Source organism: Prochlorococcus marinus str. NATL2A (assembly GCF_000012465.1).
Taxonomy (GTDB): domain Bacteria; phylum Cyanobacteriota; class Cyanobacteriia; order PCC-6307; family Cyanobiaceae; genus Prochlorococcus_B; species Prochlorococcus_B marinus_B.
Genome location: NC_007335.2, coordinates 662,815 through 688,921, shown reverse-complemented (window position 1 = coordinate 688,921; position 26,107 = coordinate 662,815). Strand labels below are relative to the sequence as shown.

Below are 26,107 nucleotides of genomic sequence, written 5' to 3'. Positions count from 1 at the left end.
AAAGAAATTTCTATTAATTAAATTAAAAGAAAAGATGACTAAAATCAATGAGAATGTTGCAATTCAATTTGTTAAAGGGGAAAACGAAAAAGATCAACCTGAAATTCGTTTATTTAGAAACCTTGATGGCAAAAAAGGTAAAGCCGTATATAAATTTTACAAACCTAAAACAATAACACTAACGAATTATAAATCTGTACAAAGAATGTTTCTAATTGATTCCGAAGGTGTACTTTCAACAAAAAAAATAGATTTATCTATTTCAGAAGATCATGTTAAGGAAGTTAAGTCGACCTATAATTGGAATTCAGAAGAAGAATTCGAGAGATTTATGCGTTTCGCTTCAAGATATGCAAATTCCCTATCTCAGAATTAATTATTTAAATTGAAACAGACTAGCTTTCTATCAATAACAGCTTTAATTATTTCTGTATTGATTTTATGGGGTTTAAAAGAAATAGTCATACTATTTTTTGCTTCAATAATAATTGCTATGGCTCTTTGTACAATTACAGGTAAAATAAGAGATTTTTTTAAAATTCCTAGGTGGATATCATTAGTAATAACAATAATTTCTATAATTCTAATTTCAAGTATTTCAATAGTAATAATAATACCGCAATTCACCAGCGAGTTTCAAGAGTTAATAAATCAAATACCTTCAGCAGCAAGCAAACTATGGGAACTATCAATAAATACCTTCTTAAATTTTTCTGAGCTTGTATATAAAGACAATATTCCTGATTTAGCAGATCAATCAATCTTGACTAATAAGCTTAGTATGATTCCAGATGGTGCGAGTCTTGCCAACGCTGTAACAGATAGCATCACAAAGTTGGTTGGTTTAGTAAGTAATGTTGGAATAGGAATTCTTCAATTAATCTTTATAATATCAGTTGGTTTAATGATAACGTTACAGCCTCAATCATATAGAGAAGTTGCCATATTACTAGTCCCATCATTTTATAGAAGGCGTGCAAGAACAATCTTATTAAGATGCGGAAATGCCTTAAGTAGTTGGATGGCTGGGGTTCTACTAAGCTCAATTTGTGTAGCTATACTAGTCTCTATTGGACTTTATATATTAGGAATAAAGCTTGTAATCGCTAATGCTTTAATAGCTGGTGTATTAAATGTTATACCAAATGTAGGCCCAACGATAAGCACTATTTTTCCACTTTCTGTTGCATTGCTAGATACTCCATGGAAATCACTTGCTGTTCTTGGCTTATATATAATCATTCAAAATATTGAGAGCTATGTAATAACTCCTTCAATAATGCACAAACAAGTCAAATTACTGCCAGGTTTGACAATTACTGCTCAATTTATTTTTACTATTATTTTTGGTCCACTTGGTTTGTTGCTAGCAATTCCAATGGCAGTAGTAATACAAGTATTTGTTAAAGAAATAATTATTAATGACATACTAGAAAAAAATATTTTTTCAACAAAAATCTAAATTAAAAAGTGGTGAGAATATGAATATTAATTAATAAGAAATCTGTCCAAGTATCGAGGGATTTATAAGAATTTCAGATAAATTTATTCTTTTCAGTTCCTTACTTTGATTCCAAATTAAATTTAATAGAGAGTTTTAAATAATCTTAAAGTTAATTATTTGCAATTTAATTTCATAGGGTTTTAAGTTTTACATTATTAATAATAAATTCTTCAATTTTTATAATTTACAAGTTGAATTATTTCCTTAACTATATTTGGTGATAGTATTTTTTTGCAAGTCACGGTCAAAACTGAACAATACAAAGATTAAAATTTAAAAAGTATCAAATTTCTCTTCAAATAGAAAATAATCATATCAATCATCAAACTCGGGCTTAGGTTTCTTTTTAACTTTACCTGAAAGTAATTGGTGAAGAGCATCTAAAGAGTTATACACCTCTTTCAGCTCAGACAACTCCGGCAACAAGCCATATTGGCCAAGCATTTGATCCAAGTCTCGAAGTTCTTGCCTGATATAACGCAAATGCGAACTAACTTCTTCTCTCTTACTTGTGGACATTATAAAATAGATTAATTACTACAAGGAATTAACTTTAGCCTAAGATTAGTATATAAAGCATCTACAAATTTACAAAATTTATAAACCCACAAGTTATCACCAAACTTTAAAGCAAGTTAATCACAAAAAAAGATATAAAACTAATAATTACAAGAAAAGTAGATAGATTTTGACTTTTGAAAATACAGAGCTAGAAATTTAGGTCCTATTTTTTAAAAAGCTTACTGATTTGTAAAAAAATAAGAAACATACAGTGCCATATCAAAGATTTGGATGAAAATATATGTATGGATCAACAAAAAAGAAAAGACCTCAACCTGAGGTTGGGCAATTTAATACTCGCAATATCACTTGCTACGGTTCCAACAGCAATAACATATGGAACGCTTAGTATTCATGGATTAAATATTTGCAGGGACTTAAGCAGTAAAGTAAGTCCTCCAATTAAAATAAAAGAAGATTGTGATAAAGCGGCTTGGGACACAACAAAAAGTTATATTATACTAATTGGTTTTTTTATTACTTTACCTACATGGATGTGGTTTTACTTATCAATGAAGAAAAAAGATACCGATAAAAAATAAATCTAATTTGGTCAAGAAGATAAGAAGTTAGTAAAAGGAAAATCAAATGATCTCTTTTGTTTTATAGATTTAGGTAATTCTTTTTTTGAAATTGATTCGGTTTTACTTGATAGTTGTTGAGTAAAAATTGAAAAAATAAAATCAGGATTGGATTTAAGAATTTCATTAATGAGGTAGTCAGCGGAGAACATACCTGGTCCCAACAAAATAATTGAAAACGCAGAACTAAAATAAAGGGCTAAGAGTTCCAATAAATAGATGTTGAAACCTGAAGTAACGATTGCGTGATAAATGGCAACACTCATAGTACCTAGAATTGCTGATGCTCCTAGTCTTGTACCTAGACCAAGTATCAATAACCAACTACCACCAATCTCAGATCCTGCGGCAATGTAAGAGAGGGTGACTGGAAATGGTAAGTGAAGAGGACGTACAAAAGCATCAGCAAAATTGTTGATGTCATTTAACTTTTCAAATCCATGGTGAATTAATAGTGCTCCTGTAAATACTCTCAAAATCAGAAAAGCAAAGTCCTTGAATACGGATTTATAGAAGATTGAATTAAGCAATTTAACCTAGAACAATTGAACTGAACTTTAGATATGTAAGTGCATCAAGCGTGGAAACAAAAAGACAAGCTTATCACGATAAGTAATATTACTTATCGTGATAAGCTTGTCTTTTTAGTGGGTTTCGTAAAAGAAAGAAAGCTGAAGTTTATATGAAATACAATTATCAAAATTGGGGGCCATTAGTAAATCATCCGCTCTAGCCAACAAAAGGAGCGTACAAAAGTTATTTTGAATTGTATTAATACCGACAATAACAACCAAACCTAGCCTGTACTATTTAATAAACATCAAAATGCTGTGAGCACTTCACTACTTACTGCGACAGCTGCTATCGGTCTAATAGCAGTTGCGATACCAGCACTAATCGCTTCACTTGGGTAAAATTAAATTTACACATATTTAATTTTTTTTAAGCTATTCAATATTAAAAATTTGTAAATATTGCTTCAAGTTATGACTACTTAATAACTATTGATTTTCCTGCTACCCAGCCACTTGTCCAACAATGTTGGAAATTAAAACCACCAGTAACACCATCAATATCTAATACTTCTCCAGCGAAGAATAACCCCTTAGTTATCTTACTTTCCATAGTTTTAAAATTAATTTCCTTAAGTGATACTCCTCCTGCAGTTACAAATTCCTCACCAAAAGGACCACGACCCTTTATAAGATAGGTTTTCATTATTAAATATTTGATTAAAGACTCTTTTTTGGATTTAGATAGCTCAGCCCATTTCAATTGTGAGTCAATATTTAAGCTTAAGAGAAAAGATTTCCATAAGCTTCGTGGAAGTTTATGGAAAGGTTTATAATTGAAGATTAATTTCTTACCATTTTCTAATTTATATAAATCAATTTTCAATCTAGCTTCATTCTCATTCATACAAAGCCAATTTATTCTTAATTCAGCTTTGTATTTATTATCGTATAGATTTCTAGCACTAAATGCAGATAGTCTAAGTATGACTGGGCCGCTAAAGCCTTTATGAGTTATCAAGATAGGACCTTTTCCAGAATATTTTTTGTTGTTAACATTGAGTTTGACTTGAACATCTAAAGTAATACCTGAGCAATCTCTTAATGAGCTATCTACAGTAGAAAAAGAAAAAAGAGAGGGAACAGGATGAATAATAGAGTGCCCTAGACTCATTGCTAATCTACGTCCACTAGGATGACCACCAGTACAAATTAAAATATTCTTGGCTTTAAAGGAATTGTCCCCTTTGACTAATAAGTTAAAGCCACCTTCTATTTTGCTTATTTGCTTTACATAAGAATTAGTTAATACCTTTACACCTGAGTTTTTCGCAACATTAGTCAAACAACTTATAACTTCTTCAGAAGAATCAGAGCAAGGAAATACTCTGCCATCTTTCTCTACTTTAAGACTAAGTCCTTTCTCCTGAAACCAATCAAAAGCTTCAGTTGTAGAAAATCGATTAAACAATCCTAATAGTTGCTTTTCTCCTCTTGGATAATTATTTACTAAATCAGAAATCTCAAAACATGAGTTGGTTAAATTACATCTGCCACCACCACTAATTCTAACTTTTTCAAGTACTTTTGAGGTGCCTTCTAGAATCACAACTGATCTAAGTCCATTAGTAATCGCGGTGATTGCTCCCATAAAGCCAGAGGCACCACCTCCAATAATGACAAGATCTGAGATCATAAAAGAATAAACTTCTAATAATTTAAATTTTAATAAAAGTAATAAATAAATAATTTATTTATTACTTTTATTTATTGAATCAAAACTAAATCTTAAAACTCAAAAAAGATTATTGATAAAAGATAAAAGATATTGAGTAGAGACACATTGTCTTGATACGCAGTTGAAATCTTAATTCAGTTCATTTTTGTTGTATCTTTTCAAAAAATTTTAAAAAATATGGCTGGCCCAAAAAGAGATGAAGCAAAATCAATTCTCTCCTATGTAAGACAAGAGCTTAGATATATGGATGAAGACCTCAGGAACGATGGTTTACTTCCTGAGTTATCATCACTCAGATCAGTTTATGAACAACTTTCAACTCTATTAGAACTTTCAGACGGCAGAAGAAAAAAGAAAGAGAAACCAGAATTTTCCGAAGACAAGAAACACTCAATCAAATAATATATCTAGAATCTTATTAATATAGCTATAGTTAGTAGTAAATCCCTAGAGAATATATTTACTATATTTTTAGTTTTTAATAGAAAGGTGAGTCAATAGTCTATTCTGGAATTGGAGAAAATAATTTAATTCAATTTAAGAAATAACTCTTTATTGATAAACTAATGCCTAATAAAAATACAAATTCTGGAAGTGAATATAATCTTCTAAGCCCTATAAATCATATTCGTTTTTGGGAACAAGGAGAAATGGCATATTCAGCTCTAAAAAAAATAAATGAGCATAAGGCTAATAATGAGATGGAGAAAGCAAAAATAATGCTTGCTGATTGGATTTTTTAAACTTATGAGGTCAAGAAATACATAAAATATTTGAAATTCAACCAAAAGGTAAAGTAAATTAAATTTCATCTAGATATATATGTATGCCCTCCATAAGAAAAAGGATTGGCTATCTTCCATCAATTAATGCTCAAAAGACGATATCCAAAATTGCCAATAAAGAAAAGCTAAGCCAATCAAAAGTGGTAGGGATATTAGTAGAAGAAGCATTGATGGCGAGAATTGGCTTCGATCTTAAAAATTCTAATGATCAAATTGAAAATAACCTTTATTACAAAGTAAATAATATAGATAACCCATCCTTCAACTATAACGATCTTGATGAATTGATCTCAGATAAAGGTATAACTTACAACACAAAAAAGTACAGCTATACTTCAGATTATATTTTATCTAAATCCAAAGAAAATTTCAACAAAGAGTTATTTGAGCAGTTTAAAAAATTTCTCCTGTTTCAAAAAATGATACAAGATAAATAATAAGAATTTATTTTAAATGGTTATATAAAATCTATCTATCTCAAAGAAATTATAAAAAAGCTAGGGATTCTAAAGGATGCAGAGATCAACAAAAATGACGCATAAAACAATCAAATGCACTAGAAAGTGAGTGTATACGTTCTTCTAAGGATAACTAAACAAGTTTTTTTTATAAGAAATCTTAAATATAAGCATGACATCAACAACAATTCGACCAAAATCAAACTCATCAAATCTTCTTGAAGAAGCTTTGGATGAGCCTCTCATTGGAGAAACAGCTAATTTCGCATGGAACGCGACTCCATTAGGAATTGCAGCAATTTATAAAGGTAATTCCCCATCAAAACCGCCTTATGAGCAAGCAATTAAAGAAGGTGAGGAATTATCAATGGATTTAAGTCGAGAAGAGAAAGAGTTTTACCTAACCCAAAAAGGTCTTGCACTTATTTTTTACTCATAAATGTAATTAAAAATATTCTGTAGTTTAAAAAATATGGATTAATAATTTATTTATCTTCAACAGATGAGTCTATGACCCATACGTCGCATAGCCCAAGAAGAACAAGAGCTTTATCCTCCCAATCAGTATCAATCGACCAATCGTAAGGAACATCGAAAGACAATAATATCTCATTATCGCTCTTTCTATAGGTTTTACTTATAGGTAGAGTCTCATTCGAGATGTATTTACTCTCTAGATAAATATCATCAGTACTAACGTATTCAGTATAGCCAAGCTGTTTTATTTCATCCTCGAATTTGAGTTCGATTCTTACATTAAAGCAATGTGCATCATCCCAATCTGAGTAATGTGAAAAATATTGATCCCAAGAGTAAGTCATTTTATAATTGCTATATTCAGAGTTTAAATCACTAAAGATAAAATCTTAAAATGTAATAAAACTAAGGGATTTTTAGTAATTAAATACTAGAAAATAATGAAAAATTCTAATCAGTATTAGCAAGTTTAAAATCAAACTAGATACTCAATTTGTAAAAGTTAGAAAATTAAAATCATTAAGGACCCAAGTACCAAGAGTTAGTAAGCCAAAGCCTGCTACAAACATCATCAAGGCTGCAAGCTTGTACCTAGTAGCTTCAGAACCTCTTCTAAGCAAAAAGGTATCCTCAGCGAAAGAACTAACTTGAAGGATCTCCTTCTGAGGTGTTTTTTTCCGTGATGAAAACATTTTTAATGGCTCATATACTTTAAATTAATGGAATTTCCCATGGACTGCGAAGAACTGATGGGTCTTCTCTCGAACACAAAGCTACAAACATCGGCCTAGGGTGTGACACCAAGGGGAAAGAGGGCTTAGTTAAAGACTGCTCAAATTGAAAAAGGATATATATTTAAAAAAGCTAAGAAACCTTTCTAACAGATTGCCACCACAAAAACCTTACTCCTTTCAACAAAAGAATAGAAGGGAGGCCAGAAAAGAAGAAGATTTACAAAAATTCATAAATGCTTTACATTTGTTTATAGTAATAATTTTTCTAATCTTGCTTAACCAAATGAGTTAGTTCAGCCTTCTAGCAAGTTCAAAGCTCGGATAGAAAAAGCTGCATCCCAACCTAAACAAATTTTTATATTAAAATGGAGATGAATCCCTATAAACCATTATTTCAGTTCTGTGTGGGGCTTTACAAGAAAAAGCTATACATCAAAAATTCTATGCAAAATTTTAATTTAAAAACTATTTTAGACAAAACATATTCATGAAGTTCTAACTAGAACTTAGGTATAATTTTTTAAATTTAAGCTATTTCAGATACATTTAATTTAAGAGTAATTAATATTTAATCTATACATTAAAGATATTTGATAATTTTTTCAAATGTTCATCTGTAGTAATATTTGTCTCAATAAGTGGGCAAATTTCATTTTGTTTATAAGTCTTTAATAGATTTGTAATTATTTTATGAGCCATTTCCTCTGATTCTAAAAATTCATTAGAACAATAAACACCTTTCCATGGTCGGTACTTAAACCTAGCTAGAAATTGCTTAGAAGGAATTAAAATACTACCAAATAAAATAATTTTTGAAATTTTAGGATTTTTATTAATAGTCGCGGATATCATCCTTGAGAGTATTTCAATCCTACTTTTGAGAAGTTGATAATCGGTACCAAATTGAATCCAGATAGAACTAACTAAACCTGATTGAAGTTTCTTTTCTAATCTTAAAATCTCTTCATCAAACAAATAGGGAGGTAGGTAAGGATTAAATGCTACGCCAAAAGAAATATCTTGATTAAAAAACAAAGAATTGTCTTTAAGCATATATAAAGCAGAAACAGAATCTATTGACGCTCTTTTTTGAGAACCAGAAACAAGAAGTACATGCTTGCATCCATTATATATAACAGCTTCCATAAAATTAACTAAAGAATCCTGAGTATTAATCATGTTTCTTTTAAATTCATGGAGAATACTAAAGTGAGGAATAATATCTATACTTGGAAACTCATCTTTTGCAATTTCAATCGACTTTAAAAGAAAATCTTTTTTTAAAGTATTTTTACAGGGTACATTAATTTTATAAAGATTATTTCGCTGATAAAAAGATAGAATCTTACGAAGTTCATCAAAAGATTTAAAAGATATTTCTATCCGTATTTCATTAACGTTAAATAAAATATCCTTCATTTAAAATATAATAATAAAAGAATCTTTTAGTAGATCATATCATGTAAACAAAGAGAATTGAAATGACTTAAATATATAGATTAATTGAAATTATATACATTAGATTTCATTTCTCAACCATTTATAAATAGCTTTCTTTTTACAATCTAGGTCATCCAAAGAAGAATAATAGTAATCATTCCATGAATCAGAAGGCAACCCAAGAAAGACCATTAAGTTAAGGGGGTATTCATTAGAATCAGAACATTTACGAAAATCATCTCTAAATAAAAATGTAGTTTTTCCTAAAGCAATAGCGACCCCAATCTCAACCATTACTCCCTCATCGGGGGGCGATCCATTAACTATTGCGAATAAGCCATCAGCTTGCCTCAAATCGTTTAAGTTTGAATTAGCAACTTTATTGGCCCAACCAGGCGCAGAAATATCAATATGACTATTACGATCAAAAGGTTCCAAAACACTCGCCCCCATAAACTCCAATTTAGATACAAAGTCAGGTAGAAGTTTCAGCCTCCAGTGCTCAGAGAAGCCATATGGAGAGGCCAGATAAAGTGTTTTATTTGTCAATTTTATTAATTTAATTTAGAATTGTTTAATGGAATTTTTCCTTGATTTTTCTCAGAAAGACGCTCATTTGCATCTTTAACAAGTAGAAGTGATAAATCTTTTACATTAAAGATAAAATTCTTTTGATTCAAATACATTTTAGTTATTAATTCCTTAATCTCTATATTAAATGTTGTGCTGGATAAAAGAATAAAAGAAGTCCATCCAGTAATTACAGCTGTGAATATAAAGGCTAATTTGAGAAGTTTATGGAAAGTATTTAGCAATCTAGAAAGTCATAAATACATAAATACATAATAACTAGTGAAAAGGAAAATGCCCATTTGAATAAAAAGCCTTTCAAGCACTCTTATTCATTTCAAAATCGAATTCAACCCAATTTGATGAGAGCAATTGTTTCCAGGTCTTTAATGATTCATGTTTTGTGACCTTTCTTCTACTTTTAAATTGCATAGGTTTACCGTTTGGAACTACTCCCCACATATCAATAGTGAAATCTGCAGAGTTCTCATCATTAGTACCTTTTTTAAAGTTAAAATTAATTGCCCATTTATTGTGTGGATCTGTGAGCCAGCCAATAGGAGCTTTTAGATTTTCTGCTTTCGCCATCAAAGAACATACTCTTATTTTTGTTTTTAATTTGAAAAGCAGGGTTCGTCAAGTCGGAAATCTAAAGTGAAGTTAAAGAAATGAAAATTTAAAAAAGTTGAAAAGAAAATTACTAAGTTAAATAATAGTTATAATAAACGCATACCAACAGCTCATACAAAGATGTCCTCTGAAGCGGGTAGCACACAATGTCGAGGTTTGATAGAAGCTAAAGAAAACCTTTTAAAAGCGATGAATTCACTTGGATCTATCGAGAATTTAGATCACATACAGAAAACATTACGTGATGTCTATAACGAGTTAGAACAACTGCATGAATCCAGAAGAATAAAAGAATCTAACAATATTAATTAATAGAAACAAAATACAATCCAATAATCTAATCAAATTTACGCATATACAAATCATAATAGATATAAGTTTGACATTAGATAAGATTTTTTAATGGTTATATTAGTAAAATATATTTGGTCTATCTATATATATTTTTAAATAAACGTGAAAAAGTAAGACTATAAATATATAAAAATATTATAATCATATAAATAAAAACAAGAACGAAATAGTCTAGTTGATAAAATAGATAAAATAACTATGTAAATGTCTACAAATAATATTAATATCTGCAAATTAGAAGACCTTGATAAATTGAGATCTGCTCCTAAGCTAAATAAAAAACAATCAAAAACCCTTTTTAATCAACTCAGTCATCTTATTCATAATTCAGATTGGATAACGATAGGAGTAATGTCACCTTCATTCAAAAGAGGCATAAACGCAGTTAGAAGAATAGAAGAAAAATTTGAATACGACGAAATGAAATGCATCACAGTCCCTAGTTCTGACGGTCCAATATTCCTAAAGGCAAACCAAAAAACAGGTGAAATTCACGCTAGGGTTGAATTTGGCTTGGGTGAAGGTATATTGATAACTTGTCAAAATCATGAAAATTCATTGACCTCTAAAACAATTGGTCCCTTTCCACTAGATTTCTTTGATTAAGAATAATAGTTAATAGCTCCTAAGAGAGGAATAATATTTTAAATAGCTAGTAAATTTGAAATTAATCAAAAAAAAAAAAGTGTAAAATGAAATGTATTCTAATATATAAACAAAGTTAAAATTTTAAATCTTACTAAACTAAAATCTAGTCGTAAACAGATTGAATCAAATGTTTTACCTCTGTAAACCTAATATAGAAGATTTAATATATACTCCTTTTAACAAAAATGGATAAAGAAAGAGGAAAGTTTTATCAGTCGGGTGATGGGTCCTATTTTTACTCAGCCGATGATGCCTCCAAGTGGGATCTTCTAGATAGAATTGGCCAGCTTAATCTTCTTCACGTTTTAAAAAAAGAATGGGCGCCAGAGGAATCGAGTCAAAGTAAGTTAAGAAAGCTTCTTCAAGAAATTAACATTGATGAATTTGAAGATTTCATGGCAGACATCCTTGGCTTATGTGAATCATTTGAGGAAATGGTTTATGAATTTGAAGGTAATATAAATTTAAGTCCTGAATACTTAGAAAGGTTTTATCCAGACGAAAAAGAGAGTTTAGAAAAGTTAAAAGATCAGATAAAAGAACATAAAGAATGGAAGGAAAAACATCAAGCATCTTATTCTTTTCTAACTAGAAAGCTTTTAGAAAAGAATGAATCAGACAATAACGAAAAAAGTACATAACGTATTATTCTTACAAAAATTTTGTTAGCAAGAAATTAAAATAGGAAAAAAAAACTTAAATTAAATAAAAATTATGTAGTCAATTCTTAATATTAATCCAAAACATTCTTATCTGATACTTGAGCTGTTCTGTTATTGTCACCGATAGACTAAAAGGTCGTCAAAGCAAACTGTAGCTTTACTATTGATAATCTATTTCTATATAGATTCGCCTGTCATAAGTTTTTTAAGTTTTAGAAATAAATGTGGAAGCATTTGCATACAGCGAAGAAAGGCTTATTAGCATGATTAATTAATAGTAAAAATAATAAATTCGATCGCAACAAAACTAGAACTTTGAATACATCTTCCTAAAAATAAAGGAAGTGAAACCACAGTTTTTAGAACAAGAGGAATTTCATGCATCCCAGAATTATTCTTAAGGGTAATAGGTAATTATCATGGACTGAATACAGAATAAAGTGATTTTACCTACACAACTTCTAAAAAAATACATTATAGTGTTAACAATTATTTACATATGGATAGGCTCTTTATCCGTCAGGAATTCTTCCTAGCATCTATCGAGGATAGCTACAAAGAATAAACCTCTGCCCCATAAGCAGATTCTGTCTCGGATTGAATTCGTTTAATAGGGATTAATCAATCTCAAACATCAAATTTTCATAAAATCAAATGACTTCAACAAATCCAAAATCAACAAATCTAATAAATAGAGAAGATGTAAATGAAATGATCGAGAATGCAATAAGAAGACACAATAGAAGGTCTACAATAATTTCAGCAATTCTGGGTTGGATTCTAATAGGGGGGTATTCATTCGGTTTATTTCACGTAGTTCAAAGTATATAAATTTGAACTAATCAATGTTTGATTAAAAATAATAACTTTAGTTATTATATTTGTTGTGAGAAAAAAATTAATTAAATATATTAATTCTATTTAATTATGTAATATGCATATTTAGATAAGTTTGTGAATTATTAGATTTATATATAAAATTTTTTATAATATAATGTACTAAGTAGTTCGACTCCATTTATCTTGATAAGGAAGTTGATAATCCTCTTTATTCATTGGAATCCAACTCCAATCTGAGCAAATTGATATTTGATAACCAATCACATAAAGAGCAAGCATGGCATTGAACAAATTTATGTGTGTGATAGGAGTATCCATGATTTTTCAAAATTTCACAAATTCTAACTAATTTCTTTACAAGAAAGCACTTCCAATTATTAAAGTGACCATTAACTTCTAAAACTACAAGAATAATTGAAATTTATAATTACTTTTGAGTGAAATTTTATTCTTCAAGATCTAGATTTGAAATTTTCCGTTTAATAATTAATGTTTTTTAATTATTGGCACTGTGGGATGATCAGAAGGATCATCATTTAAAATTGGTGCACATACTTGGCGACAAGATTTTCCCTGCTCATTTTCTATACAAACTTCTAAACATTCAAAATATCTATCTTGTGCAGTTTTCATATTTTTAATTTTAGTAGTAACTAAACATACTACTAAATGATCAGATTCATTGATAAATTAACAAAACTTTTTTAGGTAAATTCACTTATCAGTAGTCTTTAAAATAAAATAGTAACTCTGAATATTTTTTTTGGATCACACGCTAAAACACATTGTGTTAACTACTTGTTAGCAAGAAGTTCTAGATTACTTGTCATATCAATTGAAGATACCTCGCAATCAGAGTTTCATTTAAGAATAGTTTTTCATTGAATAAGTTTATTCATATCTCACAAATCAAACTAAGATAGATTTAGCATAGTTTTAATTTTTTCTATGTGTTTAAGCTTAATTTTATAATATAAAAAACATATATATAAATAAAATCTTTACAGAAGTATTTTATGAAATTATTGAAATTGCTTAGAGAAGACTTATAAAATGTAAAGCTATAAAAATTTGTCAATTATATATAAAAAATATAATTTTATGAAGAAAAAATCTACTTTTCAAGACAGTTTTCTTTATTATAAGTTGTTTTTTTAGTTTTCAGATCTTTAAGAAAAAATTTAGAAAATTGCTGTGTTTTGGTTTTCTTCATTAGTAATTAAGCGTATTAAAAATGTTAGAATATTTTAAATACGCGTACAGAGTTAAGTTCTTTAAAAATGTAGCAACAATAAATCAATACTGTGTGTGTGAAAACCGAACAAAGATAACTCGCAGCTCTCACTAAACCATTAACTTATATTTTTAAGATTACTTATCAATCCAAAAGTATCTCAATTGAAATATTACAGATCAAGAATTACTTTAATATAAAATATATTAAAAGACCTGCAAATAGTTATTCTTAAATAATATTATTTTTTTTAAATTACTTATTAGTTCAAAGAAGGTGAGGTGTTATTCTTTTTAAATCTAATTAGTAGATCTTGTCCAACTCTTGGATGCCTTTGATTTTTTCTCTCCTTTTAATATAAATAGCATTAGTAGCGGAGCAACACCCATTAGTGGAACGATAAGGTTCATAGCATAGTTATGAGTTCCTTCCATTTAATCAGAAATTAATATTTTTTATTCTAATTAATTTTTACTATATGTTAATGCGTAAAAACTCTTATTAAAAGCAAATAAATCTTTTAAGTTTAAATCCTGAAACTAGGTTTATGAAAAACGACGCTTCTCCTTCATTTTCTATTTATTGTGGATAATATAATTCTAGACTTTTTAAGTAAAAAAAAATGACTAATATTTCTTTCGACATGAACTACTTATCTCCTACAGGTCTAATTGGTTTTTGGGTACTGTTAATTGGATTTATTTTCACAGGTATTATGTTCTATTTTGTCTTTTTTAGGCTTAATGATGATGATGCTTCATACAAGGATCGTAAAAGAAAAAACCTAGAAAAAGAAAATCAAAAGAAGCAGATAGCTAGACTTTATCCAAAGGGGTAATATTGTTGATTTTTTTTAATAACTCAATTAATTCTTCTAAAAACTAGATTTTATTAAAGTCTGTAAAAAAATGAAATCAAGTATTAATGGCCTTTTCTAGCAAAAGCAGTTTCTCTCTATTACATCTCGTTTTTGTTCAGGAGATTTTTATTTATTGGGCTAATAACAAGAGATAATAGAAATATAAAGAAATGGCTTCTAACTAATGCAAGCCTATTTTAATTAAACCTATGGCTTCGAATCAAGCAAACACTAGTATTAGTCTTAATGAGCAGTCCTCTTTTTCAGCTTCTGGGGAACAAGTTCCTGCCGCTTTATCAATGATGGTGGACTCAATGAAAAGCATGGTTGAAAGAGCAAAAATCGATTTAGAGAATGCTGATCAGCGAGCTAGAGCAGACCTTGAGAACATAGATCAAAGAGCAAGAAAAGATGTTGCACTACTGGACCAACGAGCAAGAGAGGATTTTCAAAAAGTTGATAAAAAAGCCAGAAAAGACGTAGCCATTCTTGATAAAAGAGCAAGAGAAGATCATGAGCTATTAAGAAAGGTCCGCAAATCTAAAGGATTAACCTCATGATGTTTACTGTTTGTACACTTATAAAATCAAGTACTAAGAACAAATAAAAACCAGCATCAAATAATTTAAATCTTCAAAAAATATATGTTATTTAAACCATCTCATTGAAAGGGAGTACCGCTTTGCCGTAAGGCCCAAGAAGCATCGACCTGGAAGAACCAGAGGGGGATTCAAAGTGGAGCTTCGTTTCCAGAACAAGCTGGTATACGTCACTTTCACGACAGCTTCCCCAAATCGAAAGAGAGTCAGATCAGAGCACTTGAGAAGGCCTATACCAACAAAGCAGTACTGGAACAATCTAAAAGAAATATTATCAAGAGGTCGGCCAAATTGACCGTATGGTTTGTAAAACATCTAATGCTTCTTTTTTTCTAGACAAAGCGTCCTTATTATTCAAGAGATATGTGACGTGACCGAGCTTCCTGCCCTTTTTTTCTTCCTCTTTTTCATACCAATGAACATTCAAGCCAGGAATACCCCTCAAATTATCCAATCTTTGGGTAAGTGATATTGGATAGTTACTTTGCAAACCAAGCAAGTTTGCCATTAAAGCACCATTAACAAGCATTTCAGGCATAGGTACATTAATACCAGAGGTGATACATATTTGTTGATCAAACTGACTGCTGCTACAAGCATCAATAGAAAAATGACCTGAGTTATGAGTTCTTGGAGCTATTTCATTTACAAGTAATCCTTCAGATCCATAGAAAAATTCAATAGCAATAACTCCAACATATTGCAACTCAGCAAGCAACGAGGCTGCGATATTTCTAACCATAAGATCAACGTCATGATTAATATCAGCTGGAGCAAGGACCCAGTCACATACTTGTTTAGATTGATATGTCTCTACGATTGGCAGACTACGGACAATTCCTTTTGAATCCCTACTAGAAACGATGGATAATTCCTTATCAAAAGAGATCCATTTTTCTAACATCCATTGCCCTTCTCTTTCAACTGATAGAAATTCTTGAAGTTGCTTTAGATTTTTAATAATTTTAGTTCCTTTCCCGTCATATCCACCTTTGGCAGCTTTTGCCATCAAAGGAAATCCCCAATCTGCAGGAAGATCAATTTCTGTTGATTTTTTTAATGGTATAGCCAACCAATCAGGGCAGGGAATATCAAGACTGTTTAATAGCTCTCTTTGAGTTATTTTATTAATTAAAGGTCTTATTGATTGAAGTCTAGGGACAAAAGAAACTCCATTATTTTCAAGAGAAAGTAAACTTGAGATATCAACCCATTCATTCTCAAAAGTAATCAAGCGGGTCTTTTCTGCAAGAAGTTTTGTACCCACGGGATTCGTAGGATCATGCAAAATGAGTTGCTTTGTCTTTTTAGCAGCAGGATCAGTTTTAGCAGCCGTCTGAACAACGACATCAACATTTCTTTTCTTTCCAGCCTCAATCAAAAGCATTGCAAGCTGTCCTCCACCCACGACCCCAATCATTTAGTTAAAGACCTCATTTTTAGAGCTTTGCCCTAGCAAGCAAATAACAAAATCGCGAACAAACAAATAAAATAATGTATGAAGTCTGATTTTAATAAAAACATCCTTAATTCACAACCTAAAGAATATTCCTCCACGTTATCCCATAATAAATACTGAACGTATATGAATACATATCATTTGCTTATAAGATGTGTTCATCAAACATATAATTACTTCTATATTTTGATGATTTAACGTAATAAACCATCAAACAATTTACACCCTCACAACTGTGAATAAAGACAACCACCATATTAAAGTCTCTCTAACTAACAACCCATACGAAATAGTTATCGGAAAAAGTAGTCTTGAAAGCATAGGAGATGAGCTATTTAATATTGGTTTTAGGGAAGGACTAAAAGTATTAGTCGTTTCCAACAAGGAAGTCTCTGATCACTATGGTGATTGCATAATCAAAAGTCTGATAAAAAGTAAATTCAAACCAAAGCTTTTAATAATAAAAGCTGGAGAAGATCAAAAAAATCAATCTTCTATAGATTTAATCCACAATGCGGCATATGAAGCGAGGTTAGAGAGAGGATCATTAATGATTGCCCTTGGAGGTGGCGTGATTGGAGACATGACTGGCTTTGCAGCTGCTACATGGTTGCGTGGAGTAAATGTAGTCCAAATCCCCACCACGTTACTCGCCATGGTTGATGCTTCTATTGGTGGTAAAACAGGGATAAATCATTCAAAAGGTAAAAATCTTATAGGTGCTTTTCATCAACCTAGATTGGTCTTAATAGACCCTAAAACATTAATTACTCTCCCATCACGAGAGTTCAAAGCAGGTATGGCTGAAATAATAAAGTACGGAGTTATATCAGACTTAGAACTATTCGAACTTCTAGAAAGGCAAGAAAATATTTCTGATCTTTCAAACATAAAAGAAAAACTACTAATAGAAATAATTAAGCGTTCTGCTAAATCTAAAGCAGAAATTGTTATAAAAGATGAGAAGGAAAGTGGAGTTAGAGCATTTTTAAATTATGGTCACACATTTGGCCACGTAATAGAAAATCTTTGTGGTTATGGGAAATGGCTGCATGGTGAGGCAGTTGCAATGGGTATGGTTGCAGTTGGTCAGTTAGCGGTTCAGAGGGGACTATGGAAAGAGGATAACGCGAAAAGGCAGAAACGATTAATAGAGAAAGCAGGCTTACCTTCTAATTGGCCTCAGCTTGAGATAGAAAGTGTTCTAAGCTCACTTCAAGGAGACAAGAAAGTTAAGAACGGCAAGGTGAGTTTCGTTATGCCCTTAAAAATTGGTGATGTAAAATTATTTAATAATATTTCTAATAAAGAAATACGTGAATGCTTGCAAAAAATTAGCTAATTGGCTCTTCAAGAAAACGCTTTCCTAAAATCAAATCATCACTATTATCCTTCTGAAAAGCCAACCACCTAAAGTCCCCTAGTCCAATTGGATCAACTAGCCTCAATAATGACTCTCTACGATTTAATGCGGCTGAGAGATCATTATTAATATTATTTTGAAGAGAATAAAGAAAAGTTGAAAGTCCTAATGCCAAGAGAGCTTGTCCCTGCCTAGTTTCCCCCATAAACTTCCATCCGTTAAACAAAGCATAATTAATGGTTGATTCGATACACAAATGTGTTGTTAAATCACACAAGCCAGCATCTTTTAAAACATTAGGGTTTGCCACATGATTTCTATAGGAAATAAGAGTACCGTCTTGTCTCATTGCGTTGTAGTAGCGCTTCGATTCCATCGCATAGTCGACAACTAATAATGCGCCATCAATTAAAACCTTAGACAAATTCCCAAACCAACTCGGGACATCACAATGCCATTCGGTGACCCATCTATTACAAATATCCTTTGGTGGAAACTCAATTTTTAAAAGGCTTTTAGATTCTTTCAAAAATTTAATAATCTTCGAAGTAGGCTTGAGATCAACAAACTCCAAAGAATATTCATCATTTATTTTTTTCAAAGAAACTCCCTGCCTAAAAACTTTATTGTCATTAAAAACCAATCTTTCTACTGGGAATGCATCCAAAACTTCATTAGCAATAACTACACCAGTCACTGGTCTTAAGATGAGATCTTCGATACTGCTCCAGCGACAATTTATCCCCTCCAAATTGTTAACTACTTTTTCTTGTCGTCTTCTCATCCCTACATTTAATTCAACTAATACAAGCTCAACTTTACAGATTAAAGCAGGTGCGATTTCAGCGATAGCCACTATCAAATCTCTTGATAAAGTCCCTTCTCCTGGGCCAATCTCAACAAGAGACAACAATTTGGAATCAATTCCTGATTTTTCCAGATCAAGAAGCCAATCAACCACTTGAATAGCTAATAAACGTGCAAAATCATTACTCAAAGATGGAGAAGTACAAAAGTCTCCATTCTTACCAATATTCAATTTTCCAGTTGAATAAACTCCATTATCTGGATCATTTAAAACTAAATCCATATATCTGTAGAAACTAATTGAACCGCCACTATCTCCAATGCGATCAATTAACCATTTAGGACATCTCGCGGTCGGGTCAATCATGATGGAGAATACCTTCAGAGAAAATCAAGTACATGCTGAAGAAATCATTTAAGAGAACCATAATTTTTTGTCTGGGACTATTAATTATGTTTTCAATGGGCGGAAGCGCATTTGCATACGATAATCCTGAACTATTACCAAAAGAACAAACACCCATAATCGATCTCGCAAAAACTCTTAGTGAGAAACAAAGATTAGAATTGGAGAACTCACTAAATTCTTATGAACAAGAAACTGGGTGGAAAATAAGGGTTTTGTCGCAATATGAGAAAACCCCTGGTTTAGCAGTGAAGGACTATTGGAATCTTGATGAGACAAGTTTACTCATAATCGCTGATCCAAGAGGAGGTAATTTACTCAGTTTTAATGTGGGAGATGCATACTTTGCACTCATGCCCAGAATATTTTGGGTGGAATTACAAACCAGGTTTGGCAACCAATTTTATGTAAGAGATAACGGAGAGGACGGTGCAATCTTAGCTTCAATACAAGCGGTAGAGACCTGCTTAGACCGTGGTGGATGTGAAGTTGTACCTGGTTTGCCCCAGGAACAATGGCAATGGACTTTATTGACCTCTTTGTTGGGAGGGATTATTGCGGGTTTCGCAGCTTCGCCAAGAAAAGAAAATGAATCATTTTCAATAGGATGGCTTTTGCTCCTTTCTCCACTTTGGATAATGCTATTTGGAATTTTTGGCATTGCTCCTGTGGTAACAAGAACTAATGACATTTTGCCTTTAATGAGAAATATTTTGGGATTTATAGGCTCTGCTATTGGTGCATATTTGATTGCAGAAAGAAAATTCAAGGATCCTGATTCAAATAAGCAAAGTTAAAGACAATTGGGTATAAAGAAAATAAAAATATAGTGAATACTAGTTTTCTTGGTTTAATAAAACCTCTTTATAGGCAATTGATGCATCATTCCTAAACCATCTGTGGGATACATGAACAAGCTTGTTATTAGAGAACTCAACCCAAGAAAAATGACACAAATTCTCACCTGCAGAATCAATACCTCTTCTTGGAACACACGCTGCATTTAGATATGAAGTCCCCCATAGATCTTGAGCAAAAGTTTTTCTAGTTCGATTCCCCCCAATTCTTAATTGATGATGAGTGTGGCCAAAAACGACTAATTCTGGAACTCTAAATTTACGAATTTGATCAATTGCGATACCAAGATCTTTATCCCCCCAATCCATTGAGGGCAATTTCCAATCTCTGCCACAAAGGCTAGAAGCCTCTGATCCAAGACCTACTGGTCCAGAATGAGCAAGTATTAATAAAGGAAGATCTAATGGTGCAGACTTAGCGGCAGAAACAATCCTAAAAACAGATTCATCAAGGCTGACATCCCCGAACACAGACTTAACTTCTGGTGTTAAAAAAAAACCTCCCCCACCACTGCAAGGTCTGGCTCCAACGACAGAAAGTTCCTTTAATGACCATTTCGACAAATTCCATGAACAATTCTTTTCACCTAACAAATCCAACTGGGCTTGTAAAACATTCCCAGATCCGTCTCTACCTCTATCATGATTTCCCAGTACTACAGAAGTGGGTATAGAAATTTTATTTATCCCTCGAACAATTCTTAAATCACCATCGGACAAGTCGCCAACAAATAAAACACCATCAGGATTAAGTTCTAAAAGCAGATCTAGATCATCCTGACTCCATGAGCCATGTAAATCCCCAGCGATAGCAATTCGGATATCTGTCAGATTTTTTTGGAAATTACCCTCTATACTGCCCCAACACATTGAATTGGAAACTAATTACTACTGTTTCCTATTACAAGACTGATATATCAGTCTCAAATAAAAGCAAAAATCTCATTGATGAGATCAATTTTTTGCGTAAAAAAAGAAACGCTATAATTCTTGCCCATTACTACCAAGAGCCTGCAATACAGGATATTGCAGATTTTATTGGAGATTCACTTGAATTATCCAGAAAAGCTTCAGAGACAAATGCAGACGTCATTGTTTTTTGTGGCGTTCATTTTATGGCCGAAACAGCAAAGATCTTGAGTCCAAATAAGACTGTTCTTCTTCCTGATTTTGATGCTGGATGCACACTCGCAGATGATTGCCAACCTGATGACTTCCAAAAATTCTTAGACAAGCATCCTAATCATTTTGCCATTAGCTATGTAAATTGCAGTGCAGCGGTAAAGGCAAAAAGTGACCTAATTTGTACAAGTAGTAACGCAGTTGATCTGGTAAACAAATTACCAAAAGAATTACCTATTTTATTTGCACCAGATAGGAATCTTGGCAGATGGGTTGAACGTCAAAGTGGTAGAAAATTAACCTTGTGGCCAGGCAGATGTCTTGTCCATGAAACTTTTAATGAAGAATCTCTTATAAAATTAAAAATCAAAAATCCAACCGCCGAAGTTCTTGCCCATCCTGAATGTCAAGAGAATCTTTTAGATTTAGCAGATTTCATTGGTTCAACAAGCAAATTGCTGAATTATTCTCAAAATAGTAAAAAAGATAAATTTATCGTGCTAACTGAGCCAGGAATAATTCATCAAATGAGATTAAAAGACCCTTTAAAGACATACATAGAAGTTCCTGGTCTAGATGGTTGTAGTTGCAATGAATGCCCATATATGAGAATGAATACTTTAGAAAAAGTATTAAATTGCCTAAAAGAAATGAATCCAGAGTTGCACATGGACGAACAAATCAGATTAATGGCCTATAAGCCACTGAAAAAAATGCTTGACATGAGTAATTGATTACAAGTGTGAATTTATCTCTTTTTATTGTTGTTTTAGGGGGAAGAAGTTTAAAAAGTAATATAGAAATACATGATGTAAGATGGGTTTTAGGTGAAACAATAGAGGATACATTCCCTGAGCTTAGGAAACAATGGTTAGGAAAGAAAAGCGGACTCCATATTGATAGCTATAAGTGTATTAAATATATAGATGGCTATCAAATAATCATTTCTAAATCTAATAAAGTTAATTTAAATTCCCCTAAAATAGAAGACTTAAAACTTTGGTTTGTCAATTTAGGTGGGTACAATCCTAAAAAGATGTATGAAGAACATGAATTCACACTAGTTGTTGCACAAAAAGCTATTGAGGCAAAGAAAAAAGCTAAAATTAATTGGGAAACAACTTTAAAAAATAAACATAATGATGATTACTCAGGTATAAACTATTTTGAACAGGTGGACGATTTGCATCCTATAAAAATAAAGAATTGGGAAATAAAGCTGATACCAGACGTTCAAGAAAGAAGCGAAAAAATTATTCCTGACTGGTATGGATATAGGAGAATTGACAAGTTTTAGCTAGTTTTTCAGGGCATAGCCCAAATTTGATTTCAAGGGATTATAAGAATTTTTCTTACTCTCAATTTTAAACTTTTTAATTAATATATTTTCAGCTGCAACATATTGACTATCTTTTAAAGTTCCTAGATCTGCATTTGTTAATTTGTTTTTTTCATTTAACAAAAGATCTGCTCTGATATCTGGTGCTATTCCATTTTTATTAATATCTTTACCACTTGGTGTTAAATATTTTGCGACCGTAACAGTTAGACCTGAGCCATCAGAAAGAGACCTGACAGATTGAACCAGTCCTTTACCAAAAGTCTTTTTTCCGACCAATATTCCTCTTTTATTATCTTTAATTGCTCCAGAGAGAATCTCACTAGCACTCGCAGATCCTTCATCGATTAAAACCACAACTGGTCTGTTAGTTAAGGCTCTACTTTTTGCTTTCCGAATATCAGTAATACCATCTTTTGTTTTAGTACTAACAATAATTCCTGTATTTATCCATTGTCTCGCTATTTCAATACTTGCCTCAAGCAAACCACCAGGATTACTTCTAAGGTCTAATACATAACCAAAAGGTTTTTGTTTTTCTAATTTATTAATCGATAAACTCATTTCTTTTGGAGATTTTGCATTAAATTGTTTTAACCTTACATAACCAATTTTCGCGCCTGAAACTGTATTATTTATACGACTATCAACTACATTAATTTCAATTCTATCTCGTATTAATGAGATATTTAATAACTCCTCTTCTCTAATAATACCTAGTTCAACCTTCGTTCCTTTTTTACCTCGAATAAGTTTAACAGTTCTGTCTATGCTCAGACCATCGATAGGCTTACCATCTATAGATACAATTATATCCTTCGGTTTAATTCCAGCGAGAAAGGCTGGGGTTCCCTCTATAGGTGATACAACAACAATTTGATTAGTAACTTCATCTAGAGAAATTTGAATACCTACTCCCATCAATTCTCCCGTTGTATCTATTCTCATTTCATTGAATTCTTTAGGATCTAAAAATCTGGTATAAGGATCATCTAATTCTGTCAACATATCTTTAATGGCAATGTATGCTTCGTCATTATCAAAATATTTGGTTGATAGTATTTCCTTTCTTAATTTAATCCAATCTTCTGCCTTATATTTCCCTGAATAGTCCAAAAAGTCGCGATATATAATTTGCCATACCTGATCAATAATCTCCTTTGGATTGTTAGTAATCAAAGTAGAGGAATTAGCCTGGAAAGAGAAAGATGGTGAAGGGCAAATAGCTATAAGTAAAGATATTTTTAAAAAACTCTTCAACATAATTATCAAATAATTTTTCTAATACTAAAACAATAAAAAGATATATTCTATTTTTAAGGATCTACCCATTTACCATCCTCTTTAATTAAATCAACCAATGCCTGAACGCCTTCATCCTCAGGTACCCTCTTAATTTCATCTCTATTCCTATAAAGAGCAATGGTACCAACACCTTTTCCTACATAACCATAATCAGCATCTGCCATCTCTCCAGGACCATTAACAATGCAACCCATTACAGCAATATCCAAACCCGTTAAATGTTGAGTAGCGTCTCTAACTCTTGCTACAACTTCCTCTAAATTAAATAATGTTCTACCACAACTAGGACAACTAATATATTCAACCATGGTTTTTCTCAAACCAACCGCTTGTAAAATTGAATATGCAACTGGTATTTCTTTTTCGGGCGCCTCTGTTAAAGAAACTCTAATGGTATCTCCAATACCTTCGGATAATAATGTCCCTATCCCTACCGTACTTTTAATTCTTCCATAATCCCCGTCTCCCGCTTCCGTTACACCTAAATGCAGAGGATAATTAAATCCCTCTTTGTCCATTGTGTCAGCCATCATTCTATAAGCTGCAAGCATCACGGGAGCTCGAGAAGCCTTCATCGAAATTACAATATTATGAAAATCTAATGAATGACATATTCGAATAAATTCCATAGCTGATTCAACCATGCCAAATGGAGTATCTCCATAAGCAAATAACATTCTTTCAGACAAAGATCCATGGTTAACGCCTATTCTGAGTGCCTTATTTTGCTCTTTTAAAGTATTAACAATTGGTTTGAATTTTTGTATGATCTTCTCTTTAATTACATCAATTTCATCTTTAGTAAATTCAGTTCTATTGGGATCAGGTTTTTCAAAAACGAATAATCCAGGGTTGATACGAACTTTATCTACATGCTTAGCTACTTCTAAAGCTATTTTCATTCCATTATGATGAACATCGGCTACTAGAGGAACTGGTTGATAAGTGCTAGCTAGAAGTTTCTTGATTTCCCCCACAGCTTTTGCACTTGCAAGAGTTGGCACTGTTAATCTGACAATCTCACATCCAACTTCATGCAATCTCCTTATTGCGGCCGTTGAACCCTCGATATCCATCGTATCTTCATTAATCATTGATTGAACACGCACTGGATTATCTCCACCGATGCCAATATCACCGACCATTACTGGCCTAGTATCTCTACGAATAATTCTGGTGCTATATCGCTGAGAGAGATTATTTCCTTCCATATTCTTTTCTAGGGTCGCAATCATGGGTTAACAATTGAGCCTCTTTAATAAATAAGAATGACATATTTAAGGGCTATTATAAAAAATCAATTTTTTCCTTAATTTTTAAAAAATCAGATTTAGTCAGACTCATTGGTTTTCCTTCCTCTTTAGATGGATTCCTAAGTAAATAAGATGGATGGAAGACAGGCATTACAAGTTTGCCCTCCCAATCAATCCATTCACCCCTGAGGATACTAATAGGAGACTTAATTTTCAAAATAGCTTCTAATGCTGTTGCTCCAACTAGGACTATTACACTGGGGTTTACAAGTTTTATTTGTTGATACAACCAAGGAAGATTTTCTTGTATTTCAATCTTTGTTGGGCGTCTATTTTTGGGCGGTCTACATTTGATCACGTTGCAAAAATAAACATCTTGGTTAATATCAATCCCAGCATTTTGAAGCAATTTATCAAGTAATTTTCCAGACCTTCCTACAAAAGGCTCTCCTATCTCCTCCTCTTTTGCTCCTGGAGCTTCTCCAATAATCATTAACTTAGCAAAAGGGTTACCCCTGGATACAACGATTTTGTTTATGGAATTGTCTAAATCAGAAACTTTAGAAACGTTTTTATCAGAGGAGATGTTTATGGTCAAAATAAAGCTTCCTTATCTGATCCTTTTATAAGATAGGGCACCAAAATTAAGAATTGATTGCCTTCTGGGTCAAGCATCCATTGCTCACATCCAAACTTTGCCAATTTTGAAATCCCCATTGCACTACCTCCTATTTTCAATATCTCAGATGTCCAGCTCTCTATGATTTTTGATGGGTCTTCGCAAGGTTCACGCTGAAAACACAATGAGGTTGAGTTTCCTTTCCTTTGCCATTCGTGGTTTTTATTAGGTCTATAAAAATGTATTTTGGATCGATTACTTAATGAAATAAAATAATGAGTTGCATTAAAACCTTTATTCACCTTGTCAGAATTGATCTTGGCATAAAATTCAGTTAATTCTTTAGGGTTTTTAGAAGCAATTACAAAGTTTATGTTCATCAAAGGCATGC

Annotated in this window: 34 protein-coding genes and 1 other RNA gene; 17 read left to right on the top strand and 18 right to left on the bottom strand. The window is 31.9% G+C overall.

The genetic code is table 11. The features are described 5' to 3' along the window. Nucleotides 1-34: 34 nt before the first annotated feature. Together psb28 and PMN2A_RS03625 are read left to right on the top strand one after the other, a co-directional pair. Nucleotides 35-376 (top strand): photosystem II reaction center protein Psb28, encoded by a 342-nt coding sequence (gene psb28, locus PMN2A_RS03630; protein WP_011293669.1) that lies wholly within the window; start codon nucleotides 35-37, stop codon nucleotides 374-376. A 9-nt stretch (nucleotides 377-385) separates the two neighbouring features. Then, a complete protein-coding gene (locus PMN2A_RS03625; protein WP_011293668.1) occupies nucleotides 386-1,462 on the top strand; it encodes an AI-2E family transporter in 1,077 nt (358 codons plus the stop codon). 357 nt (nucleotides 1,463-1,819) lie between these two features. Here PMN2A_RS03625 and PMN2A_RS03620 read toward each other — a convergent pair whose 3' ends face one another. Further along, the gene (locus PMN2A_RS03620) at nucleotides 1,820-2,023 is read right to left on the bottom strand and encodes a hypothetical protein (protein WP_011293667.1); all 204 of its coding nucleotides are present in this window, start codon (nucleotides 2,021-2,023) and stop codon (nucleotides 1,820-1,822) included. A gap of 287 nt (nucleotides 2,024-2,310) precedes the next feature. On the opposite strand from PMN2A_RS03620, the gene PMN2A_RS03615 reads away from it, so the two are divergent. Beyond that, complete coding sequence (locus PMN2A_RS03615; RefSeq protein WP_225866328.1) at nucleotides 2,311-2,607, top strand: hypothetical protein; 297 nt, start codon at nucleotides 2,311-2,313, stop codon at nucleotides 2,605-2,607. 11 nt (nucleotides 2,608-2,618) lie between these two features. Here PMN2A_RS03615 and PMN2A_RS03610 read toward each other — a convergent pair whose 3' ends face one another. After that, entirely contained in the window at nucleotides 2,619-3,176 is a 558-nt protein-coding gene (locus tag PMN2A_RS03610) for a DoxX family protein (protein ID WP_011293665.1), read from the bottom strand. A gap of 460 nt (nucleotides 3,177-3,636) precedes the next feature. After that, nucleotides 3,637-4,854 (bottom strand): NAD(P)/FAD-dependent oxidoreductase, encoded by a 1,218-nt coding sequence (locus PMN2A_RS03605; RefSeq protein WP_011293664.1) that lies wholly within the window; start codon nucleotides 4,852-4,854, stop codon nucleotides 3,637-3,639. A 219-nt stretch (nucleotides 4,855-5,073) separates the two neighbouring features. On the opposite strand from PMN2A_RS03605, the gene PMN2A_RS03600 reads away from it, so the two are divergent. From PMN2A_RS03600 to PMN2A_RS03590, 4 genes are all read left to right on the top strand, one after another. After that, nucleotides 5,074-5,298: a hypothetical protein gene (locus PMN2A_RS03600; RefSeq protein WP_011293663.1), complete on the top strand. Its 225-nt coding sequence runs from the start codon at nucleotides 5,074-5,076 to the stop codon at nucleotides 5,296-5,298. A gap of 164 nt (nucleotides 5,299-5,462) precedes the next feature. Then, nucleotides 5,463-5,639 carry a hypothetical protein gene (locus PMN2A_RS10450; RefSeq protein WP_011295085.1) on the top strand — a complete coding sequence of 59 codons (177 nt, stop codon included), beginning with the start codon at nucleotides 5,463-5,465 and terminating at the stop codon, nucleotides 5,637-5,639. A gap of 83 nt (nucleotides 5,640-5,722) precedes the next feature. Beyond that, nucleotides 5,723-6,118, top strand: coding sequence for a hypothetical protein (locus PMN2A_RS03595; RefSeq protein ID WP_011293662.1), 396 nt, complete (start codon nucleotides 5,723-5,725; stop codon nucleotides 6,116-6,118). 193 nt (nucleotides 6,119-6,311) lie between these two features. Beyond that, entirely contained in the window at nucleotides 6,312-6,578 is a 267-nt protein-coding gene (locus PMN2A_RS03590) for a hypothetical protein (RefSeq protein ID WP_011293661.1), read from the top strand. 46 nt (nucleotides 6,579-6,624) lie between these two features. Here the strand turns inward: PMN2A_RS03590 and PMN2A_RS03585 are convergent, their stop codons facing one another. The 5 genes from PMN2A_RS03585 to PMN2A_RS03560 all read right to left on the bottom strand — a co-directional run bounded on the left by PMN2A_RS03585 (nucleotide 6,625) and on the right by PMN2A_RS03560 (nucleotide 9,948). Then, a complete protein-coding gene (locus PMN2A_RS03585; protein WP_011293660.1) occupies nucleotides 6,625-6,960 on the bottom strand; it encodes a hypothetical protein in 336 nt (111 codons plus the stop codon). A 144-nt stretch (nucleotides 6,961-7,104) separates the two neighbouring features. Beyond that, complete coding sequence (locus tag PMN2A_RS03580) at nucleotides 7,105-7,308, bottom strand: hypothetical protein (protein ID WP_011295061.1); 204 nt, start codon at nucleotides 7,306-7,308, stop codon at nucleotides 7,105-7,107. A 615-nt stretch (nucleotides 7,309-7,923) separates the two neighbouring features. Beyond that, nucleotides 7,924-8,769: a hypothetical protein gene (locus PMN2A_RS03575; RefSeq protein WP_011293659.1), complete on the bottom strand. Its 846-nt coding sequence runs from the start codon at nucleotides 8,767-8,769 to the stop codon at nucleotides 7,924-7,926. Between the two features lie 99 nt (nucleotides 8,770-8,868). Continuing rightward, the gene (locus PMN2A_RS03570; protein WP_011293658.1) at nucleotides 8,869-9,339 is read right to left on the bottom strand and encodes a nucleoside 2-deoxyribosyltransferase; all 471 of its coding nucleotides are present in this window, start codon (nucleotides 9,337-9,339) and stop codon (nucleotides 8,869-8,871) included. Nucleotides 9,340-9,678: 339 nt separating this feature from the next. Then, nucleotides 9,679-9,948, bottom strand: a complete 270-nt coding sequence (locus tag PMN2A_RS03560) for a DUF1651 domain-containing protein (RefSeq protein ID WP_011293657.1) — start codon at nucleotides 9,946-9,948, stop codon at nucleotides 9,679-9,681. A gap of 162 nt (nucleotides 9,949-10,110) precedes the next feature. Here PMN2A_RS03560 and PMN2A_RS10065 point away from each other — a divergent pair, with 162 nt between their 5' ends. The 4 genes from PMN2A_RS10065 to PMN2A_RS10445 all read left to right on the top strand — a co-directional run bounded on the left by PMN2A_RS10065 (nucleotide 10,111) and on the right by PMN2A_RS10445 (nucleotide 12,485). Next, on the top strand, nucleotides 10,111-10,302 hold the full coding sequence (locus PMN2A_RS10065; RefSeq protein ID WP_011293656.1) for a hypothetical protein: 192 nt from the start codon (nucleotides 10,111-10,113) through the stop codon (nucleotides 10,300-10,302). Between the two features lie 246 nt (nucleotides 10,303-10,548). Continuing rightward, nucleotides 10,549-10,950 carry a DUF1824 family protein gene (locus PMN2A_RS03555; protein ID WP_011293655.1) on the top strand — a complete coding sequence of 134 codons (402 nt, stop codon included), beginning with the start codon at nucleotides 10,549-10,551 and terminating at the stop codon, nucleotides 10,948-10,950. Between the two features lie 227 nt (nucleotides 10,951-11,177). Then, on the top strand, nucleotides 11,178-11,633 hold the full coding sequence (locus tag PMN2A_RS03550) for a hypothetical protein (RefSeq protein WP_011293654.1): 456 nt from the start codon (nucleotides 11,178-11,180) through the stop codon (nucleotides 11,631-11,633). Nucleotides 11,634-12,308: 675 nt separating this feature from the next. Beyond that, complete coding sequence (locus PMN2A_RS10445; RefSeq protein ID WP_011295028.1) at nucleotides 12,309-12,485, top strand: hypothetical protein; 177 nt, start codon at nucleotides 12,309-12,311, stop codon at nucleotides 12,483-12,485. Nucleotides 12,486-12,653: 168 nt separating this feature from the next. On the opposite strand, the gene PMN2A_RS10440 is transcribed toward PMN2A_RS10445, so the two are convergent. Beyond that, nucleotides 12,654-12,812 (bottom strand): hypothetical protein, encoded by a 159-nt coding sequence (locus tag PMN2A_RS10440; protein WP_011295083.1) that lies wholly within the window; start codon nucleotides 12,810-12,812, stop codon nucleotides 12,654-12,656. Between the two features lie 168 nt (nucleotides 12,813-12,980). Beyond that, entirely contained in the window at nucleotides 12,981-13,127 is a 147-nt protein-coding gene (locus tag PMN2A_RS10435; protein WP_011295058.1) for a hypothetical protein, read from the bottom strand. A 1,223-nt stretch (nucleotides 13,128-14,350) separates the two neighbouring features. Here PMN2A_RS10435 and PMN2A_RS03545 point away from each other — a divergent pair. Both PMN2A_RS03545 and PMN2A_RS03540 read left to right on the top strand, forming a co-directional pair. Further along, nucleotides 14,351-14,566 carry a hypothetical protein gene (locus PMN2A_RS03545; RefSeq protein ID WP_011293653.1) on the top strand — a complete coding sequence of 72 codons (216 nt, stop codon included), beginning with the start codon at nucleotides 14,351-14,353 and terminating at the stop codon, nucleotides 14,564-14,566. A gap of 230 nt (nucleotides 14,567-14,796) precedes the next feature. Next, complete coding sequence (locus PMN2A_RS03540) at nucleotides 14,797-15,147, top strand: hypothetical protein (RefSeq protein ID WP_011293652.1); 351 nt, start codon at nucleotides 14,797-14,799, stop codon at nucleotides 15,145-15,147. A gap of 110 nt (nucleotides 15,148-15,257) precedes the next feature. Here PMN2A_RS03540 and ssrS read toward each other — a convergent pair. After that, a non-coding RNA gene (gene ssrS / locus PMN2A_RS10060) (6S RNA) lies at nucleotides 15,258-15,439 on the bottom strand. 21 nt (nucleotides 15,440-15,460) lie between these two features. Then, nucleotides 15,461-16,606: a 5-(carboxyamino)imidazole ribonucleotide synthase gene (locus PMN2A_RS03535; RefSeq protein WP_011293651.1), complete on the bottom strand. Its 1,146-nt coding sequence runs from the start codon at nucleotides 16,604-16,606 to the stop codon at nucleotides 15,461-15,463. Between the two features lie 274 nt (nucleotides 16,607-16,880). On the opposite strand from PMN2A_RS03535, the gene aroB reads away from it, so the two are divergent. Beyond that, the gene (gene aroB / locus PMN2A_RS03530; RefSeq protein ID WP_011293650.1) at nucleotides 16,881-17,987 is read left to right on the top strand and encodes a 3-dehydroquinate synthase; all 1,107 of its coding nucleotides are present in this window, start codon (nucleotides 16,881-16,883) and stop codon (nucleotides 17,985-17,987) included. On the opposite strand, the gene PMN2A_RS03525 is transcribed toward aroB, so the two are convergent. Then, nucleotides 17,980-19,182 carry a class I SAM-dependent methyltransferase gene (locus PMN2A_RS03525; RefSeq protein ID WP_011293649.1) on the bottom strand — a complete coding sequence of 401 codons (1,203 nt, stop codon included), beginning with the start codon at nucleotides 19,180-19,182 and terminating at the stop codon, nucleotides 17,980-17,982. The two genes, aroB and PMN2A_RS03525, sit on opposite strands and share 8 nt — an antisense overlap. A gap of 86 nt (nucleotides 19,183-19,268) precedes the next feature. On the opposite strand from PMN2A_RS03525, the gene PMN2A_RS03520 reads away from it, so the two are divergent. Further along, nucleotides 19,269-20,018, top strand: coding sequence for a TPM domain-containing protein (locus PMN2A_RS03520; protein WP_011293648.1), 750 nt, complete (start codon nucleotides 19,269-19,271; stop codon nucleotides 20,016-20,018). A gap of 39 nt (nucleotides 20,019-20,057) precedes the next feature. On the opposite strand, the gene PMN2A_RS03515 is transcribed toward PMN2A_RS03520, so the two are convergent. After that, the gene (locus PMN2A_RS03515; RefSeq protein ID WP_011293647.1) at nucleotides 20,058-20,948 is read right to left on the bottom strand and encodes a TIGR04168 family protein; all 891 of its coding nucleotides are present in this window, start codon (nucleotides 20,946-20,948) and stop codon (nucleotides 20,058-20,060) included. Nucleotides 20,949-20,992: 44 nt separating this feature from the next. Here PMN2A_RS03515 and nadA point away from each other — a divergent pair, with 44 nt between their 5' ends. Together nadA and PMN2A_RS03505 are read left to right on the top strand one after the other, a co-directional pair. Next, nucleotides 20,993-21,934: a quinolinate synthase NadA gene (gene nadA, locus PMN2A_RS03510; RefSeq protein WP_187146461.1), complete on the top strand. Its 942-nt coding sequence runs from the start codon at nucleotides 20,993-20,995 to the stop codon at nucleotides 21,932-21,934. Between the two features lie 8 nt (nucleotides 21,935-21,942). Continuing rightward, nucleotides 21,943-22,497 carry a DUF1543 domain-containing protein gene (locus PMN2A_RS03505; RefSeq protein WP_011293645.1) on the top strand — a complete coding sequence of 185 codons (555 nt, stop codon included), beginning with the start codon at nucleotides 21,943-21,945 and terminating at the stop codon, nucleotides 22,495-22,497. On the opposite strand, the gene PMN2A_RS03500 is transcribed toward PMN2A_RS03505, so the two are convergent. The 4 genes from PMN2A_RS03500 to PMN2A_RS03485 are packed head-to-tail and all read right to left on the bottom strand — an operon-like array spanning nucleotide 22,498 to nucleotide 26,096. Next, complete coding sequence (locus PMN2A_RS03500) at nucleotides 22,498-23,802, bottom strand: S41 family peptidase (RefSeq protein WP_011293644.1); 1,305 nt, start codon at nucleotides 23,800-23,802, stop codon at nucleotides 22,498-22,500. It abuts the gene before it with no gap. Between the two features lie 53 nt (nucleotides 23,803-23,855). Continuing rightward, nucleotides 23,856-25,079: a (E)-4-hydroxy-3-methylbut-2-enyl-diphosphate synthase gene (ispG, locus tag PMN2A_RS03495; protein WP_011823448.1), complete on the bottom strand. Its 1,224-nt coding sequence runs from the start codon at nucleotides 25,077-25,079 to the stop codon at nucleotides 23,856-23,858. Nucleotides 25,080-25,131: 52 nt separating this feature from the next. Then, the gene (locus PMN2A_RS03490) at nucleotides 25,132-25,695 is read right to left on the bottom strand and encodes a uracil-DNA glycosylase (RefSeq protein ID WP_011293642.1); all 564 of its coding nucleotides are present in this window, start codon (nucleotides 25,693-25,695) and stop codon (nucleotides 25,132-25,134) included. Next, entirely contained in the window at nucleotides 25,692-26,096 is a 405-nt protein-coding gene (locus PMN2A_RS03485) for a lactoylglutathione lyase (RefSeq protein ID WP_225866327.1), read from the bottom strand. Before PMN2A_RS03485 ends, PMN2A_RS03490 begins: the two co-directional genes overlap by 4 nt. Nucleotides 26,097-26,107 lie beyond the last annotated feature (11 nt).

Coding starts and splice junctions, on each gene's coding strand:
- psb28 (WP_011293669.1), top strand. CDS start 35: ATGACTAAAATCAATGAGAATGTTGCAATTCAATTTGTTAAAGGGGAA.
- PMN2A_RS03620 (WP_011293667.1), bottom strand. CDS start 2,023: ATGTCCACAAGTAAGAGAGAAGAAGTTAGTTCGCATTTGCGTTATATC.
- PMN2A_RS03615 (WP_225866328.1), top strand. CDS start 2,311: ATGGATCAACAAAAAAGAAAAGACCTCAACCTGAGGTTGGGCAATTTA.
- PMN2A_RS03605 (WP_011293664.1), bottom strand. CDS start 4,854: ATGATCTCAGATCTTGTCATTATTGGAGGTGGTGCCTCTGGCTTTATG.
- PMN2A_RS03600 (WP_011293663.1), top strand. CDS start 5,074: ATGGCTGGCCCAAAAAGAGATGAAGCAAAATCAATTCTCTCCTATGTA.
- PMN2A_RS10450 (WP_011295085.1), top strand. CDS start 5,463: ATGCCTAATAAAAATACAAATTCTGGAAGTGAATATAATCTTCTAAGC.
- PMN2A_RS03595 (WP_011293662.1), top strand. CDS start 5,723: ATGCCCTCCATAAGAAAAAGGATTGGCTATCTTCCATCAATTAATGCT.
- PMN2A_RS03590 (WP_011293661.1), top strand. CDS start 6,312: ATGACATCAACAACAATTCGACCAAAATCAAACTCATCAAATCTTCTT.
- PMN2A_RS03585 (WP_011293660.1), bottom strand. CDS start 6,960: ATGACTTACTCTTGGGATCAATATTTTTCACATTACTCAGATTGGGAT.
- PMN2A_RS03580 (WP_011295061.1), bottom strand. CDS start 7,308: ATGTTTTCATCACGGAAAAAAACACCTCAGAAGGAGATCCTTCAAGTT.
- PMN2A_RS03575 (WP_011293659.1), bottom strand. CDS start 8,769: ATGAAGGATATTTTATTTAACGTTAATGAAATACGGATAGAAATATCT.
- PMN2A_RS03560 (WP_011293657.1), bottom strand. CDS start 9,948: ATGGCGAAAGCAGAAAATCTAAAAGCTCCTATTGGCTGGCTCACAGAT.
- PMN2A_RS10065 (WP_011293656.1), top strand. CDS start 10,111: ATGTCCTCTGAAGCGGGTAGCACACAATGTCGAGGTTTGATAGAAGCT.
- PMN2A_RS03555 (WP_011293655.1), top strand. CDS start 10,549: ATGTCTACAAATAATATTAATATCTGCAAATTAGAAGACCTTGATAAA.
- PMN2A_RS03550 (WP_011293654.1), top strand. CDS start 11,178: ATGGATAAAGAAAGAGGAAAGTTTTATCAGTCGGGTGATGGGTCCTAT.
- PMN2A_RS10445 (WP_011295028.1), top strand. CDS start 12,309: ATGACTTCAACAAATCCAAAATCAACAAATCTAATAAATAGAGAAGAT.
- PMN2A_RS10440 (WP_011295083.1), bottom strand. CDS start 12,812: ATGGATACTCCTATCACACACATAAATTTGTTCAATGCCATGCTTGCT.
- PMN2A_RS10435 (WP_011295058.1), bottom strand. CDS start 13,127: ATGAAAACTGCACAAGATAGATATTTTGAATGTTTAGAAGTTTGTATA.
- PMN2A_RS03545 (WP_011293653.1), top strand. CDS start 14,351: ATGACTAATATTTCTTTCGACATGAACTACTTATCTCCTACAGGTCTA.
- PMN2A_RS03540 (WP_011293652.1), top strand. CDS start 14,797: ATGGCTTCGAATCAAGCAAACACTAGTATTAGTCTTAATGAGCAGTCC.
- PMN2A_RS03535 (WP_011293651.1), bottom strand. CDS start 16,606: ATGATTGGGGTCGTGGGTGGAGGACAGCTTGCAATGCTTTTGATTGAG.
- PMN2A_RS03525 (WP_011293649.1), bottom strand. CDS start 19,182: ATGATTGACCCGACCGCGAGATGTCCTAAATGGTTAATTGATCGCATT.
- PMN2A_RS03520 (WP_011293648.1), top strand. CDS start 19,269: ATGTTTTCAATGGGCGGAAGCGCATTTGCATACGATAATCCTGAACTA.
- PMN2A_RS03515 (WP_011293647.1), bottom strand. CDS start 20,948: ATGTGTTGGGGCAGTATAGAGGGTAATTTCCAAAAAAATCTGACAGAT.
- PMN2A_RS03500 (WP_011293644.1), bottom strand. CDS start 23,802: ATGTTGAAGAGTTTTTTAAAAATATCTTTACTTATAGCTATTTGCCCT.
- ispG (WP_011823448.1), bottom strand. CDS start 25,079: ATGATTGCGACCCTAGAAAAGAATATGGAAGGAAATAATCTCTCTCAG.
- PMN2A_RS03485 (WP_225866327.1), bottom strand. CDS start 26,096: ATGAACATAAACTTTGTAATTGCTTCTAAAAACCCTAAAGAATTAACT.